14 protein-coding genes and 1 pseudogene are annotated in these 14,013 nt (G+C 69.5%); 4 read left to right on the forward strand and 11 right to left on the reverse strand.

Going from position 1 to position 14,013, the window contains the following annotated elements; all coding sequences use genetic code 11:
- From CCN44_RS05640 to CCN44_RS45885, 9 genes and pseudogenes are all read right to left on the reverse strand, one after another.
- Positions 1-251, reverse strand: a pseudogene (locus CCN44_RS05640) (zinc metalloprotease HtpX); the annotation flags it as partial.
- Positions 252-256: 5 nt separating this feature from the next.
- Positions 257-535 (reverse strand): PspA-associated protein PspAA, encoded by a 279-nt coding sequence (gene pspAA / locus CCN44_RS05645; protein WP_033313816.1) that lies wholly within the window; start codon positions 533-535, stop codon positions 257-259.
- On the reverse strand, positions 532-1,308 hold the full coding sequence (locus CCN44_RS05650) for a PspA/IM30 family protein (RefSeq protein ID WP_033313815.1): 777 nt from the start codon (positions 1,306-1,308) through the stop codon (positions 532-534). Before CCN44_RS05650 ends, pspAA begins: the two co-directional genes overlap by 4 nt.
- Before the next feature lie 381 nt (positions 1,309-1,689).
- Positions 1,690-2,103 (reverse strand): cupredoxin domain-containing protein, encoded by a 414-nt coding sequence (locus tag CCN44_RS05655; protein WP_237480926.1) that lies wholly within the window; start codon positions 2,101-2,103, stop codon positions 1,690-1,692.
- Positions 2,104-2,348: 245 nt separating this feature from the next.
- Positions 2,349-3,296, reverse strand: coding sequence for a DUF5134 domain-containing protein (locus CCN44_RS05660; RefSeq protein ID WP_237480961.1), 948 nt, complete (start codon positions 3,294-3,296; stop codon positions 2,349-2,351).
- A gap of 224 nt (positions 3,297-3,520) precedes the next feature.
- Positions 3,521-4,498 (reverse strand): hypothetical protein, encoded by a 978-nt coding sequence (locus CCN44_RS05665; protein ID WP_143649622.1) that lies wholly within the window; start codon positions 4,496-4,498, stop codon positions 3,521-3,523.
- Positions 4,499-4,779: 281 nt separating this feature from the next.
- A complete protein-coding gene (locus CCN44_RS05670; RefSeq protein ID WP_033313812.1) occupies positions 4,780-4,983 on the reverse strand; it encodes a hypothetical protein in 204 nt (67 codons plus the stop codon).
- Positions 4,984-5,060: 77 nt separating this feature from the next.
- Positions 5,061-5,210 carry a hypothetical protein gene (locus tag CCN44_RS44310; protein ID WP_157852814.1) on the reverse strand — a complete coding sequence of 50 codons (150 nt, stop codon included), beginning with the start codon at positions 5,208-5,210 and terminating at the stop codon, positions 5,061-5,063.
- A 21-nt stretch (positions 5,211-5,231) separates the two neighbouring features.
- Complete coding sequence (locus CCN44_RS45885) at positions 5,232-5,900, reverse strand: M23 family metallopeptidase (protein ID WP_237480924.1); 669 nt, start codon at positions 5,898-5,900, stop codon at positions 5,232-5,234.
- Between the two features lie 980 nt (positions 5,901-6,880).
- On the opposite strand from CCN44_RS45885, the gene CCN44_RS05680 reads away from it, so the two are divergent.
- Positions 6,881-7,585 (forward strand): SanA/YdcF family protein, encoded by a 705-nt coding sequence (locus CCN44_RS05680; RefSeq protein WP_051814953.1) that lies wholly within the window; start codon positions 6,881-6,883, stop codon positions 7,583-7,585.
- Positions 7,586-7,756: 171 nt separating this feature from the next.
- On the opposite strand, the gene CCN44_RS05685 is transcribed toward CCN44_RS05680, so the two are convergent.
- Together CCN44_RS05685 and CCN44_RS05690 are read right to left on the reverse strand one after the other, a co-directional pair.
- Positions 7,757-9,193, reverse strand: a complete 1,437-nt coding sequence (locus CCN44_RS05685) for a hypothetical protein (RefSeq protein WP_033313810.1) — start codon at positions 9,191-9,193, stop codon at positions 7,757-7,759.
- 80 nt (positions 9,194-9,273) lie between these two features.
- Complete coding sequence (locus CCN44_RS05690; protein WP_051814952.1) at positions 9,274-10,488, reverse strand: L,D-transpeptidase; 1,215 nt, start codon at positions 10,486-10,488, stop codon at positions 9,274-9,276.
- Between the two features lie 275 nt (positions 10,489-10,763).
- On the opposite strand from CCN44_RS05690, the gene resB reads away from it, so the two are divergent.
- The 3 genes from resB (at position 10,764) to CCN44_RS05705 (ending at position 13,954) form a co-directional block, all read left to right on the forward strand.
- Positions 10,764-12,302, forward strand: coding sequence for a cytochrome c biogenesis protein ResB (gene resB, locus CCN44_RS05695; protein WP_033313809.1), 1,539 nt, complete (start codon positions 10,764-10,766; stop codon positions 12,300-12,302).
- Positions 12,299-13,414, forward strand: a complete 1,116-nt coding sequence (ccsB, locus tag CCN44_RS05700) for a c-type cytochrome biogenesis protein CcsB (RefSeq protein WP_033313808.1) — start codon at positions 12,299-12,301, stop codon at positions 13,412-13,414. Before resB ends, ccsB begins: the two co-directional genes overlap by 4 nt.
- Before the next feature lie 90 nt (positions 13,415-13,504).
- Positions 13,505-13,954, forward strand: a complete 450-nt coding sequence (locus CCN44_RS05705; protein WP_033313807.1) for a DUF6153 family protein — start codon at positions 13,505-13,507, stop codon at positions 13,952-13,954.
- The last annotated feature ends 59 nt before the right edge of the window (positions 13,955-14,013 follow it).

The raw sequence follows: 14,013 nt of genomic DNA on the forward strand, positions 1-14,013 counted from the left end.
TCGATGACGCCGTGCAGCTGAGGCGCCTCCTCCCGGGTGACCAGGCGGCCGCGCATGGCATACAGGGCGATCCGGTCGGAGTACCAGTACTGCGCACCCAGCAGCCCGGCGGCGATGACCACGACCAGGACCACCGACTTGAGCAGCACGATCAGCGCGGCGACGAACACCACGTACAGCAGCCCGAGCAGGAACATGGTGACCAGCATCCGGGCGGTCAGCTGCCGGTCGGGCTCAAAACGGCTGCGCATCGTCATCACCCTGGGATCAGGCCCTCGTCGGAGAGCAGGTCGCGCACCTGCGTGAGGCTGGTGTCCGCGTCGGGCAGCACCAGGTCGGACGGCGTGATCGTCTCGTCCGGCACGGGCGTGCCGAGGCTGCGCACCGCGTCCAGCAGGGCAGACAGGGCGGTGGTGAACGCCGTCTCGTCGCCCGCGTCGGCGGCCGGCTGCAGGGCGGAGTCCAGCTCGTTGAGCCGGTCCAGATGCTCATCGGCGATCTCGTACTGGCCCTCACCGAGAATCCGCATGATCATGATGTCCCCTCCTGGTCCGGCGAGCCCTGCTCGGTGCCCTTGCCTTCCAGGGCCGGTGGGGTGGCGGATGCGGGGAGCTCGGCCTTCATCCGGGCCAGTTCCTTGTCCACGTCGCTGCCCGCGGTGACGCGCTCGAGTTCGGCCTGGATGTCGTCGCGGCCGGCCGGGAGGGTGGCGTCCTCCAGAGCACCGGAGGCGAGCAGCTCGTCCAGTGCGCCGGCGCGCGCCTGCAGTTCCTCGGTCTTGTCCTGGGCGCGCTGCATGGCCAGGCCCACATCGCCCATCTCCTCACCGATACCGGTGACGGCCTCGGTGATACGGGTCTGGGCCTCGGCCGCGGTATAGGTGGCCTTGATGGTCTCCTTGCGGGTGCGGAAGGCGTCTACCTTCGCCTGCAGGCGCTGGGAGGCGAGGGTGAGCTTCTCCTCCTCCGCCTGAAGGGAGGACCGCTGAGCCTCCAGGTCCGTGAGCTGCGAGGCCACGCCCGTGCGCCGGGTCAGGGCCTCGCGGGCGAGATCCTCGCGTCCGGCGGCGAGCGCCTGCTGGGCCTGCCCCTCCAGCTTGCCGCCGGACAGCCGCAACTGGTTGATCTGCAGGTCGATACGTTTGCGGCTGGTGGCCACGTCCGCCACGCCGCGCCGTACCTTCTGCAGCAGTTCCTGTTGCTGGGCGTAGGAGTAGTCCAGTACCTCGCGCGGGTCCTCGGCCCGGTCCAGGGCCTTGTTCGCCTTGATTCGGAACAGGGCGGCTATGCGCTTGGGAATGCTGGTCACAGGGCCGCCTCCTCTCGACTGGTGAGGAATCAGCCAGGCCACGCCATGTGGATGGACACCTTCAGGCTCCGGCCCGGTGACCTGGGCCGCAACCTTGGCCTGGGCAGTACCTGACCTTCCGGCGGAAGGTCGGCCGAAGCCGCCGGCGGCACGCTCGGCCTGGAAACCATCCTTGCTCCACGATACCCAGCGGGGGTAGGGACGAGCGGCCCATACCCGGGGTCCTTCAGCCCTCGTGTGAGGCCCGCGTGCGGGATACAGGCGCGACGAAGCCAGCGCCTGTACTGGTCAGGGAGGCAGCAGATCGACGACGACCGATGCCAGGCCATCCGCCCTCGACATCGCCGCCGTGCTCTTGCATCCCCATCCGGATGGGACGTCTCAGCGGACGATCAGAGTGCCTGTCATGTTCGGGTGGAAGGTGCAGACGAAGTCATACTCGCCGGGCTCGGACGGCGCGGTGAACGTCCCGGACTTCCCGCCGGCGATGCTCCCCGTGTCGAAGGCGTCGCCTTCCGTGGCCGTGACGGTGTGGGCGGCGGAGTCCTTGTTGACCACGGTGATCTTCTCGCCCGCCCGCACTTCCGGATTTGCCGGGCTGAACGCGAAGTCCTCCATCGTGATGGTCTTCGTCTCTGCGGTGGGGGACGCGGGGCTCGAGGCGGAGGTGGCGGGGCTGGGAGAAGTCGCGGCGGGTTCGTCGTTCCCGTCGGCACAGGCGGTCGCGAGCAGCAGTACGGCGGCTGCTCCGAGCGCCAGCGGGACGGCACGCCTGCGGCGGGGTGAAGGCGACATCGGACCGGACCCTTCGGACGGGCGCCGGCGGGCGGCTTGCACGGGGGATCATGAAGTCCGAGCCTGCCCGGGCGCGTGGAGTGCTTCCGTCCATTCTCTCCGTCCCGGGCGTCAAATACGAAGATGCTTCGCAGATTCGGGCCGTGTCGAGTCCACTCCGTGCTGATGCCGACACCCCCACCCTGCTCGACGCTCTCTCGCCGCAGTGAGCGATGCCGTCCCCGCGTTGTCAGCGATGGCGACCCTCACGCGGCCATCATCAGGAGCATCGCCGACATGATCCCGCCCATGCCGATATGGGCCGCCAGCGCCGCGTCCGGCGCGGCTCCGAGCTTGCGGCGGCGGCCGTGGCCCGGCCGGTCCGGCTGCTGCGCCAACCTGGTTTTGTCCCACACCGAGAGCGTCAGCGACGCCAGGAAGACGAACACCGTGTCCGGCATGGCGAGCAGCCAGCGGCTCACGCCCCGTGAGCCGCTGCCCCGGCCGCCGCGCTTGCCGGTGCCGCGGGCCCTCGCCCACACGGAGGCGCCGATCGACATCAGGAAGTACACGGCGAGCACCGCGATCACCCACCGCCACACAGCACCGGATCCCCCTGCGGAACCCGCGTCGGCTGCGGCGTTCGCCATCCCCGACATGTCCATTCCGTCGTGCATGGAGCCCATGCCGTCCATGGATTCCATCCCCTCCATGGAATCCATGGAGCCCATGCCGTCCATGGATTCCATCCCCTCCATGGAATCCATGCCGGCCATCTGGTGCGTACCCGTCGTGCTCGCCGTGTTCTCCATGCCCGGCATGTGCGCCATGGAGTGCCCGCTGCCGAGGGCGAGCACCGGTCCGGACGATGTACTCGTCATGGCGAGCGTCATGATCACCATGCCGAAACTGCCGACGATGAGGTGGACCCAGTGACGGCCGTGCTTCCACCCGCCGTCGCGCGTGTGTTTGACCGCCATCGCCACTGCCACGAGCCCGAGGACGCCGAACGCAACCGACCACCACATGCCGTAGCCCGCGTACCAGCCGACCGTCGCCGGGAGTGCCATGGCGGCCATGCACACGCCCATCAGCAGGTCGCCGCCCGCCGCGAACCGGATCTCACCGCTGGTGGTCGCCACCCGGACCGCACTGACGGCGGCCACCAGGGCGGCGACCAGCGCGATGGCCCAACTGAGCGTCAGAGTTCCCATCTTCACCTTCCCGATCGTCCGAGCACGGCGGGTCCGCACGGCCGACGCCCGCCCCGTCGTACGAGCGCCACGGGGCGCTGCATGGGCATTAGCTGCTAGTGCCCTTAGTACGTTGCTCGGGCGGAGGGTGTTCAGGTGGTCGGTGGGATTTCGCCCTGCGGGCCTTACTGGCAGGGCGCCGGACGGTTCGTAGGAACACGGGAAGCCTGCTGACGGGCCCCGTGTCAGCCGAAGTCGTTGACCTGGTCGACCGTCGCAGGGCGGGTCTCCTGCCACTGCCGCGAGCTGAGCAAACGGGTTCGCTCGGCGAGCCGTCGAAGGGCGCCGATCGCGCCCCGGTCGAGGGGCGCACCGCTGTATCCGACATAAGCGACCACACCAGGCTCTGGCTCCCAGGCCAGCACAGCGTTGCCGACGAGTCCGGACGTCACGACCGCGGGCTTGCCGCGCACTCTGCCGGCAGGCTGCGTGCCCACGGCGTACAACCGGTCCTCGATGCCCCCACAACGGGCCACGCCGGTGAAGGTCAGACCGCCGGAGAGCTCCCCGGCCTCTCCCACCTCGTCGGAGCCGTAGCGTGCCTCGCGCAGGAGGTGCGGGCGTGCGGCACCCGTCGACACCACCGAGAACCCGGACGGTGCCCTGACCTTCGGACGCCCGGATGAGACCGTTGTCGCGGCGGCGATTCCCACCAGTTGCGGCCGAGGCAGATCGCCGCGCACGCGCGCGTACGCCCCTGAGACAGGCCAGATGATCTCGCCGCTACGGTTCCACCCCGACGCGTCGCCGATCCGGATCGGGCGGCCAACCCGAGGCTTCGACACAGGGAACGTCACCACCGCACCATTCCGTGCCAACGATCCATCCGACCGCCGCACCGTCACCGTCCAAGGACCGGCATCAGCCCGCCGGTCGTGCCGGTTCAGGGAGCCCTGGCCCAAGGCGACTCCGTTGATCAACAGGCCGGGCGTCTCATCCTGCCTGACGGACGCGTTCGGACCGTCCGGGGTGGGAACGCCGGTCGGCGACGACAGCGACGGCGAACTCCGGGGCTTTGCCGACTGAGGGGCGTCTTCGCCATTCGCGACGATGAGGCTGACCACCAGGGCTGCGATCGTCACCACAGCCACGGCCGCCATGACCAACCAGCGAGGGGGTCTCCAAGGTGGCCGCTCCGGCCCGCCGCTGAGAATCTCGCTCATGCGCGCAGCCTCCTCCCCGGTTGGACAGGCACACGGCACGGGGCGGCGCCGGCTTCTTCGGCCTCTCCATGTTCTGTGTACACCGCTCGCCGCTCATAGGTTCCCGCCTGGACAAAGCCGCACGGCCACATGGGGGTGGAGGGAGACAAGTGGTTTCATCGCAGCGGGATTCGTCACATTCTTCTGCAACCAGCTTGCTGCCGCTGCCGGTTGTCTACCGCACCACGTTGCTGCCCAGGACCAGATCAGCGTCGACGCCGAGCCTGGCAGAACACACCCTCTCAGCGTACGAGGGTGTCCGCCACGGCCTTGAACAGGCGGTCTTCTGTGGCTGGCAAGAGAACCTCAAGCTGTCGTCCGGCCACGTTGCACAGGACCATTGAGAGCTCATTGACGACCTCGACGGTGGCGCCAGGAGTCCCGAGCTGCAGGTTCGAGACGGTGCCATCAGTGGTGGAGAGGAAGACGCCTTCGGCTTGCACCACGAGGCGAGCGCGCTGTCGCTCTCCGCCGGAGTTGCGGAATCGTGCGTCACAGCGGATGCGGATGGTTCCCCCACGGTTCAGCGCGGCGATCGTTTGGGAAATGTGGCGCTCGCGCCGTAGCCCGCGTATGCGGCGAAGGAGCGGAGCGGCTCAACCACGACCGCGAAGCCGACAATGACGACGAGGGTTTCCCACACGGGCATCTCCAGCGGCTCGGCTTTGATCAACGACAGGACGTCGATACACGCCTACGTCGGGTCGAGGCCATGGCTGCGCAGCCACGGCAGCGGATCCACGGCATCGCCGGCGCCCGGATGCACTTCCAGGTGGAGATGAGGCCCCGACGAGTTGCCGGTGCTGCCCGCATAGGCGATGACGGTCCCTGCCTTGACGTAACCGGAGCGGAGCCTGAAGCCGGCGAGGTGGGCGTACCAGGTCTGCGTGCCGTCCGGGGCGGTCACCTTGACGAGGTTGCCGTAGGACGGATGCCACATGGCCTCGACTGTGCCGTCTGTTACCGCCATCACCGGCGTGTTCATGGGCACGGGGAAGTCGAGGCCGGTGTGCCGGTTCGCCCACATGGACCCGGCCGCCCCGAACAGCTCGCCGACTCCTTTCTGTGCGACGGGGAGTGCGAACTTCGGGCGCAGTGCCTCTCTGCGCGCGGCCTCCGCCTTCTTGCGTGCCGCCTCCTCTTGCCTGAGCCTCTGCTCCTCACGCCGCCGCTGTTCGAGGTCGACGCGCTCCTGCGCCCGGCTCGCACGCCCGGCGAAGTCGTCGGCGCCCCGGCTGAGTGCGGTGAGCTGGGTGTCGAGCTCGCTGTTGGCCGCGGAGGGTTCGACGGCCGGGTCGTCGGCGGCCTCCACGGTCTTGACGCCGCCGCCGAGGCCGATGGAGGCCGCGGCCATCCCGGCCATGCCCACGAAGGCGACGGAGGGTGCGACGACCGTCAGGAAAGCGGAGCTTCGGCGAGGCGCCCGGCGATCGCGGCGGCCGGCGCGGCGCGTCGTCGGCCGGGCTGGGGGAGTGGCGGGAGTCGACGAGGCTTCGGACGTGTCCTGGAGCGTGCCTGGCGCGTCGTACTCCGGCGCTCTGTTTACAGGCTCCTCATCGGGACCGTCGTGGAAGTCGACGGGGGCGGCAGCGTTGAGTGAACCGAGGGCGTCGGAGCTGTCCGGGATCGTCGGGGAGAAGGTGGGACCGTTGTGATCCGCCCACTGGCCCGGGTACCCGTGACCGCTCGGGTTGGTGTGGTAGCCGGATATCTCCCACGACGGGGCCGCGTCGTGGCCGCCGCTGTGCTCGTGCCATGTGTGGTGGGCGAAGGGCCCGGTACCAGGCGCACCGGCGCCGTACGTGCCCGGTAGCGGACCGAACAGCGGGTCCGCCTCGGTGTATGCGGCATCGGTCAGGCCGAGGTCGTGGGCGGGGTGTCCGTAGGGCTCGTGCGGGACCGCCCACCGAGGGTTTTCCGGCCATGCGACGTGTGTCGTGTCGGAGTGGGGGACCGTCGAGGCCCAGCCCCCCGACGCATACCGATCGTCCACCAGCACCTTCTCTTTCACCTCGACAGCCGGAGGACGAGCGGCGACTGCACTCGCGGAGAGACCGCTGAACGCCGGATCGGACCTCATGCCAGGCGGGGATACTAAACCACTACGTAGTTTTGATGGATGGCCGGACTCGGAAGTGGGGCGCGAGGCACGCGAAGCGGCCGGGAGATGACCTGCGGAGTTGAGTGCGCTGAGTGACGTTGGTCACGCCGTGGCGGTGAGCGGGACCAAGTGCGGCGTCCTTCGTTTGTCAGAGCACTGCTGGCCGTCGAGACGGCAGAAGCAGTCGAAACGCACGAGCCACCGTCGATCGGTACGGTGGCCGACGAACAGGGGATCACTTCATGCGCTTGCCGCGCCCGCACCTGAGTGCCGTCCTCAGGCCGCGTCTGCCGCGTACGCGTGCGGGGCAGCGGCGGACCGTGCAGGCGTTGATGCTGCTGTGCGTGCTGGCGCTGATACCCGCGACGTGGGTGTTCACGGCTGCGGACGACCGGCTGCGGACGACGACCGAGGCCCCCCGCACCGATGTTGCCGTGGTTTTCGGTGCGGGCCTGTTATGGAACGGCGAGCCGTCGATCTTCCTCGCCAACCGCCTCGACGCCGCGGCCGAGTTGTATCGCGAGGGCCGCGTCAAGGTGGTTCTGGTCACCGGCGACAACAGCAGCCACCACTACAACGAGCCGCACACCATGCGCCACTACCTCATCGATCGCGGCGTGCCCCACGCTCACATCGTCAGCGACTACGCCGGCTTCGACACCTGGGACTCCTGCGTGCGCGCCAAGAAGATCTTCGGTGTCGACCGCGCGATCCTCGTCAGCCAGGGCTTCCACATCCGCCGGGCGGTCGCTCTGTGCCAGGGGGCCGGCGTCGACTCGTACGGCGTCAGTGCGGCCGACCACCACGACGCGATCTACTACTACGGCGCCACCCGCGAACTGTTCGCCGCGAGCAAGGCGGCCCTGGACGCGGCGTTCGAGCCGGACCCCCAGTTCCTCGGGCCGAAGGAACCGGGCGTGGCGCGGGCGCTGGCCGACGCCCGGTGATCAGGCGTCGGCCGACGAGTCGTTGAGCCGCGGCGTGTGCTTCTCCGAGTAGCTGCGCCGCCCCCCTCCTGTCCTCGGGTGAGGACAGGACAGGGCGTGTGACACGCTCTGCCCGCAGAGCACGCCGCCGGGTCCAGGTCATGCTCATCCAGCCGGAACCCGGCGACATGCTCATCCCTGCGGGAGCGGTGTACGGCGCCCGGAGCGGGCGACGGCGAGCAGAATCGCCGCCGACAGTCCGTACAGCGCGACGGTGGCCGCCGTCCTGCCCGCGCCGTCCTTCCGCGGGGCGGGAGGTATGTACAGCGGCCGGGCCTCTTGCAGGATCTGTGAGGAGTCGGCCTCGACCGGGATCCAAGTCTCCGTCGTGGACGTTCCGGTGCCGCGGAAGGCGGCGTAGACGAACCAGCGGCCGGGCTCCGGCACCGTGATGTCCCCGCGGTACACGCCGTTCTCGAATGTCTCGAGGGGTGCGGTCAACTCCTGCCCGGCGCGGCGTGCGACCAGGCTGGCGCGGCCGGATGCGCCCGGTTCGGGAGTCACCCTGACGTCGATCCGGGAACCCTGAACCGACGTCCGCCAGTGAGCCTTACCTGCCTCGGTTCCCTGACCGGGGTCATGGGCCGCCGCTCGCCCGGCGGACAGCAGGGGCAGTGGCAGGGCCAGCGTCAGCGCGGCGACCGTCAGCCCGGCTGCTCGGATCACAGGGAGCCCTGGGCGTGGCAGTCCCTCGGCGGTGAGGATGACCAGTGCCGAGCCGCCTATCGAAACGAGCAGGGACGGGACGAACTGGTGGGCGTCGACGATCGTGCCGTGCGGCAGGACGGGAAGCAGCGGCATGTATGTCGCGTGCACAGCGAGAGGAACGATCAGGGCGAGCCACCACGGTGACCAACTCCCGTTCCTCCCACGGGCCAGGTCGACCGCCAGGGCCACGAGGAGCACGGGCGGCACGATCGGCGTGGAGTACCCGAGACCGGCGAGGACCGGAATCACCGCCAGCCGCACGGCCGTGACGACCAGCGCCGCCCGCGTGACGGCCCACGGATTCGGGTCGAACCGCCGGATCAGCACGATCGCCAGTGTGATCCCGGTGGTGGCGGCCGGCAGGAACCAGACGGCCGAGTACTGCGGTACGTCGGACTCGTACTCCATGACCGGTGCCAGCGAGGCCGCCAGGACGAGCCCGCCGCCGAGCATCAGCGACCCGCCGCCGCCCTCGGCGGCGATCGCCCGCAGGAGGGTGACGGCCAGGGCGAAGGTGGCGACGATGGCCAGTAGGTGGGGCGGGCTCCACAGCACCGCGTCCCGGCCGAACGCGATGTGCCAGGCCTCGTCCGCCGGAGCCGAGATGCCGATGGCTCCGGCGGAGATGGCCGCCCATCGCAGCAGCGGGTCCGCCGCGGCCGCACGAAGGCCCCGGCCGCGGATCCTTCCGACGGCCCACCAGGCGGTGGCGCCGAGCGTCACCGTCAGGGAGCCGTAGAGCAGCACATGGGGGGCGCTCCAGAAGGTGTCCCGACCCACGTCGGTGTGCAGCGAGTCGTCCCAGTACATGCTGAACAGCGCCAGTAGTCCGCCGGCCGCCGCGGTGATGAGCCGGTTCATGGTCCCCGCCTGCCTTCAGGGTTGGTGATGGCCAATGCGGCGAGAATATACCCCCTAGGGGTATATGGAAACCGGTGACGTCAGTTCAGCGCGCTGCCCTTCTTCCAGGTCTCCCAGTCGACGTTCCAGTCGCCGTAGCCGTTATTGACCGCCACGGTGTCCGTGGAATTGACGACGGTGACCGGGTCACCGAGATGGACCTGGTCGTAGAACCACTTGGCATCCGTCGTGCTCATGCCGATGCAGCCGTGGCTCGCGTTGATGCGGCCGAACTTGCCTTCGTTCCAGGGTGCCGCGTGGGCGTATGTGCCGGAGGGGGTGAGCTGGACGTCCCACTTCACCGACCTCATGTCGTACGCCTCGGCGCCGAAGATGCCGACCGTGGCGGAGTTCATGCGGATGCTGGGGACCTTGCCCAGCACGACCATCGTCCCGTTCCAGGTCTCGAAGTCCTTCTTGCCGGTGGAGACCTTCAGCGTGCGGAGCGTCTTGCCGTTCTTCGCCACCGTCATGGTCTTCTTCACGACGTCGACGGTGCTGGTCACCGCGTCGCCGATGGTGAAGTTCACGACGCGCTGCTGGGTGCCGTAGATCCCGTTGCCCGCGTCGACGCCCGCGAGGTCCATGCGCAGGGTGACCTTGGTGCCGGACTTCCAGAACTCCTTGGGGCGGTAGTCGATACGGTCCTTGCCGTCGCGGTCCTTCATCCAGCTCCAGGCGCCCTCGACCGCGGGCGAAGCGGTGACCTTGAGCTTCTTCTCGACCGCCGCCTTGTCGTGGATCGGCTTGTTGAACGTGATCGACACCGGCATGGCGACCCCGACCTTCGCTCCCTTGTCGGGGTTGTAGGTGCCGACGAAGGTGTTCTTGGCCGCCTCGGTGGTGAAGGAGGCGTTCTCGGTGAGGGGCGAGCCGTCGGACGCCTTGCCCTTGGCGTTCACCGTGTAGGTGGCGCCCGGGGCGAGCGGTGTGCTGGAGGTCCATACGGACTTGTCCTTGGACCAGGTGCCTGAGAGCTTGCCCGGGCCGGGGGAGCTGACCTCGACGGACGACAGGGACCCGCCCTGGGCGCGCACGGTCACCTTCCGGCTGACCGGCACCTTCTCGCTGTCCGCGCCCGGCTCCACGACTATCGCGGCCGGCCCGCCGTTCTTCCCCCCGTCGGCCGCCAAGTCGGAGCTGCTGTCCGCCTTGGGGCCGGCGCTGCACGCGGCGAGGACGACGGCGGCGGCCGAGGCGAGCGCGAGCGGCTGTACGGTCCGGCGGTTCAGCCGTGCTGGCAGGCGCTGTCGCATAGGACCCCTCTCAGGTTCTCTAAAGGGCTAAGTGAGTTCGTAGACGTGTGACGTAGCTTCCCGGTTCCTGGTCGCGATTGGGGAATGACGGGGGTGGTCGCAGAACGGATTCTGTCGTGTGTCAGACTCCCTCCGTGGCTACTAATAACTTTCGTAGTCTCGCCGATCCTCCCGCGCAAGGCGACAGCGATACGAGCGAATCCGCGCCGGCGGCCCACCCCAGGGGTCTGGGGCCGGTCGGCTGGCTGCGCTGGGCTTGGCGTTCGCTGACCACGATGCGCACGGCGCTCGTCCTGCTGCTCCTGCTCGCGCTCGCAGCTGTACCCGGCTCCCTGGTGCCCCAGGAGGGGCGGCAGCCCGCCCAGGCCGCGGACTTCCGCAGGCGGAACCCGGATCTCGCGCCGCTCCTGGACACGCTCGGCTTCTTCGACGTCTACTCGTCGCCCTGGTTCGCCGCCGTCTACCTGCTGCTCTTCGTCTCACTCGCCGGCTGCATCGTGCCGCGGACCGTGCAGTACGTCCGCACGCTCCGGGCCCGACCGCCTGCCGCCCCGCGCCGACTGGACCGGCTGCCGCAGCACGCCGTCTGGACGGCGTCGGCCGACCGCGGCGAAGTGCTGCTCACCGCCGCGGACCTGCTGCGGCGGCGCCGCTTCCGGGCCGACCTCGATGTGGGCGGCTCGGTCGCGGGGGAGAAGGGGTACCTGCGTGAGGCCGGAAACCTGGTGTTCCACGCGTCTCTGTTCGGGCTGCTCGTCGCGCTCGCCGTCGGCAGTCTCTTCGGCACGACCGGTCAGAAGCTCGTCCTGGAGGGGGACAGCTTCACCAACACCCTCACGCAGTACGACGACTTCACCCCGGGCACGCTGGCCTCGGCCGACAGCCTTCAGCCGTTCAGCTTCCAGCTCAAGGGGTTCTCCGCGACGTACCAGCGCAGCGGCCCGCAGCGCGGCACCGCCAGCTCCTTCGTCGCGCGCCTGAACTACAGCAAGAGCGACGGCGGGCCGGCGCGGGACACCCTGGTCGAAGTCAACAAGCCGCTGGAGGTGGACGGCGCCAAGGTCTTCCTCCTCGGCCACGGCTACGCCCCGGTCGTCACCGTCCGCGACGGCAAAGGCGACATCGCCTGGCAGGGGCCCGCCGCCTTCCTTCCGCAGGACGCCAACCTGACCTCCGTGGGCGTGATCAAGGCGCCGGACGCCCGCGACCGCGACGGCAAGCGCGACGGCCTCGGCTTCACCGGGCTCTTCCTGCCCACCGTGCAGCTGACCCAGACCGGCTGGGCGTCGTCCTTCCCCGCCACGGACGACCCGGTACTGGTCCTGACCGCCTACCACGGTGATCTCGGCATGGACAGCGGCCGACCGCAGAACGTCTACCAGCTCGACTCCAGCCGCATGACGCAGTTCCGCAAGGCCGACGGCTCCCCGTTCGCGCAGGCCCTGCGCCCCGGCGACCGGATGCAACTCCCCGGTGGTGCGGGCTCGCTCACCTTCGACGGCATCAAACAGTGGGCGAGCTTCCAGATCGCCCGCAACCCCAGCAACAGCACGGCTCTGTGGAGTGCGGTGGCCATGGGCCTCGGCCTGTGCGCCTCGCTCTTCGTCCGCCGGCGGCGGGTGTGGGTGCGTGCGGAAGCCATGCTGTCCGGCCGGGTGCGGATCGTGGTCGCCGGACTGGACCCCGGTGGGACCGACCGGACGGCCGAGGAAGTGGCCGAACTCGCCGAGGAGTTGCGGGAGCGGTTCCCCGCTTTGAAGGCCGCCGAGTCGGACGTGAAAAACCTTGAGCCCCTGCCCCAGGAGCAGAAATGAGCAACGCCCCTCTCGCCGACCAGAACCTGGCCCAGCTCGCCAACTGGCTGATGTACTCGGCGATCGCCGTCTATCTGCTCGCCTTCGTCGCCGCCTGCGCGGAGTGGGCGTTCGGAAGCCGGGGTCCGGGGATGCGGGCCTCCGCCGCCTCTCCGGCGGTACGGGCGGCACAACAGACTCCGGTCGCGCCCTCACGCGGCCGGACAAGGAGCGCGGCCGTGGGCGGTGCAACAGGAAGCAGCACGCAGGTGCTGGCACCGCCCGCGACCGCGCGTCCGGAAGCCCTCGTCACGGGCACGGGTGACGGCCCCGGAGCGGCCGGTGGCAGTCCCCGGGCCGACCTCGTTGGGCGGATCGCCGTCTCACTCACCGTGCTGGCGCTCCTGCTCCACTTCGGCTCGGTGCTGGCCCGCGGCCTCGCGGTGAGCCGGCCGCCGTGGGGCAACATGTACGAGTTCTCCACCGCCTTCGCCCTGATGGCATCGGCCGCGTACGTCGGCCTGCTCGCGGCCCGCAGACCTGTGCGGTGGCTGGGGGTTCCGGTCCTCTTCTCGGTCCTGCTCACCCTCGGCCTCGCGGTGTCGGTGCTGTACGTCGACTCCGCACAGCTCGTGCCCGCCCTGCACTCGTACTGGCTGTGGATCCACGTCTCCGCCGCGATCATCTCGGGCGGCGTGTTCCACACGGCGGCCGTCGTCAGCATCCTGTACCTGGTGCGCGACCGCTGGGAACGGGCGGTCGCCGGGGGCGGGGCTGAGGGACGAGGCGCTGTGCTGTGGCGGCGGCTGCCGTCCAGCCAGACGCTCGACAAGCTGGCCTACCGCCTGACTGGCCTCGTCTTCCCTCTGTGGACCTTCGCGGTCATCGCGGGCGCGGTATGGGCGGAAGCCGCGTGGGGCCGCTACTGGGGCTGGGACCCCAAGGAGACCTGGGCCTTCATCACGTGGGTCGCCTACGCCGCGTACCTGCACGCCCGGGCCACCGCCGGGTGGAAGGGACGGCGCGCGGCGGTGCTCGGACTGGTGGCGTTCGCCACCTTCGTCTTCAATTACTACGGCGTCAACATCCTCATCACCGGTCTGCACTCCTACGGAGGACTGCCGACCAACTGAAGATCTCATCAGTCCGTCGACCCCTGTAAGGTACCCCCAGGGGGTAAGATTCCGACGTCGGCGTCCGCAAGCGCGACCAGGGTGGAGACCGTGGCGATACAGGCAGCTCACAGGGGCGGCAGTGCCGTCCGCTGGACGTATGGGGCGTTCCTCGCCCTGTTCGTCGCGCTGGCCGTGCTCGTCCACCACGAGACTGCTGCGACGGGCGCCTCGCGCATGATGAGCGCTTCGTCCATGGCCGTGATGGATGGCGCCCCCATGCAGGGTGCTGCCCATGCCGGCCACACCATGCCGGGCGAGGCGACGCCGACCGCCTGGGAGCCGTCCTCCTCGCACAGCATGGACGCCGGTGGTTGCGCTGCGCCCGACATGCAGCACTGCACCACGGCGAGCATCGGCTCCGTGCAACTCGTCGCCCCCGCCGAAAACGAGTTCTCACCGCTCACGGACCTTCCCGAGGCCGTGGCGGCATCCGTGCCCGTCGGTACGGTCGGCCGCGCCCCGCCCGACCTGTCCGTTCTCTCCCTGCTGCGTATATAGGCCGCCCCGGACGGCGCGCGATGTGCCGTCCCTCCGCGACCACGTCGGCAGTTACGAGA

Origin of the sequence: Streptomyces tricolor (assembly GCF_002155905.1) — a bacterium.
In the GTDB taxonomy this organism is placed as follows: Bacteria; Actinomycetota; Actinomycetes; order Streptomycetales; family Streptomycetaceae; genus Streptomyces; species Streptomyces tricolor.

Bases quoted from the DNA above. Each gene is read 5' to 3' on its own strand.
- pspAA (WP_033313816.1), bottom strand. From the start codon at position 535: ATGATCATGCGGATTCTCGGTGAGGGCCAGTACGAGATCGCCGATGAG.
- CCN44_RS05655 (WP_237480926.1), bottom strand. From the start codon at position 2,103: ATGTCGCCTTCACCCCGCCGCAGGCGTGCCGTCCCGCTGGCGCTCGGA.
- CCN44_RS05660 (WP_237480961.1), bottom strand. From the start codon at position 3,296: ATGGGAACTCTGACGCTCAGTTGGGCCATCGCGCTGGTCGCCGCCCTG.
- CCN44_RS05665 (WP_143649622.1), bottom strand. From the start codon at position 4,498: ATGAGCGAGATTCTCAGCGGCGGGCCGGAGCGGCCACCTTGGAGACCC.
- CCN44_RS45885 (WP_237480924.1), bottom strand. From the start codon at position 5,900: ATGGCCGGGATGGCCGCGGCCTCCATCGGCCTCGGCGGCGGCGTCAAG.
- CCN44_RS05680 (WP_051814953.1), top strand. From the start codon at position 6,881: ATGCGCTTGCCGCGCCCGCACCTGAGTGCCGTCCTCAGGCCGCGTCTG.
- CCN44_RS05685 (WP_033313810.1), bottom strand. From the start codon at position 9,193: ATGAACCGGCTCATCACCGCGGCGGCCGGCGGACTACTGGCGCTGTTC.
- CCN44_RS05690 (WP_051814952.1), bottom strand. From the start codon at position 10,488: ATGCGACAGCGCCTGCCAGCACGGCTGAACCGCCGGACCGTACAGCCG.
- resB (WP_033313809.1), top strand. From the start codon at position 10,764: ATGCGCACGGCGCTCGTCCTGCTGCTCCTGCTCGCGCTCGCAGCTGTA.
- ccsB (WP_033313808.1), top strand. From the start codon at position 12,299: ATGAGCAACGCCCCTCTCGCCGACCAGAACCTGGCCCAGCTCGCCAAC.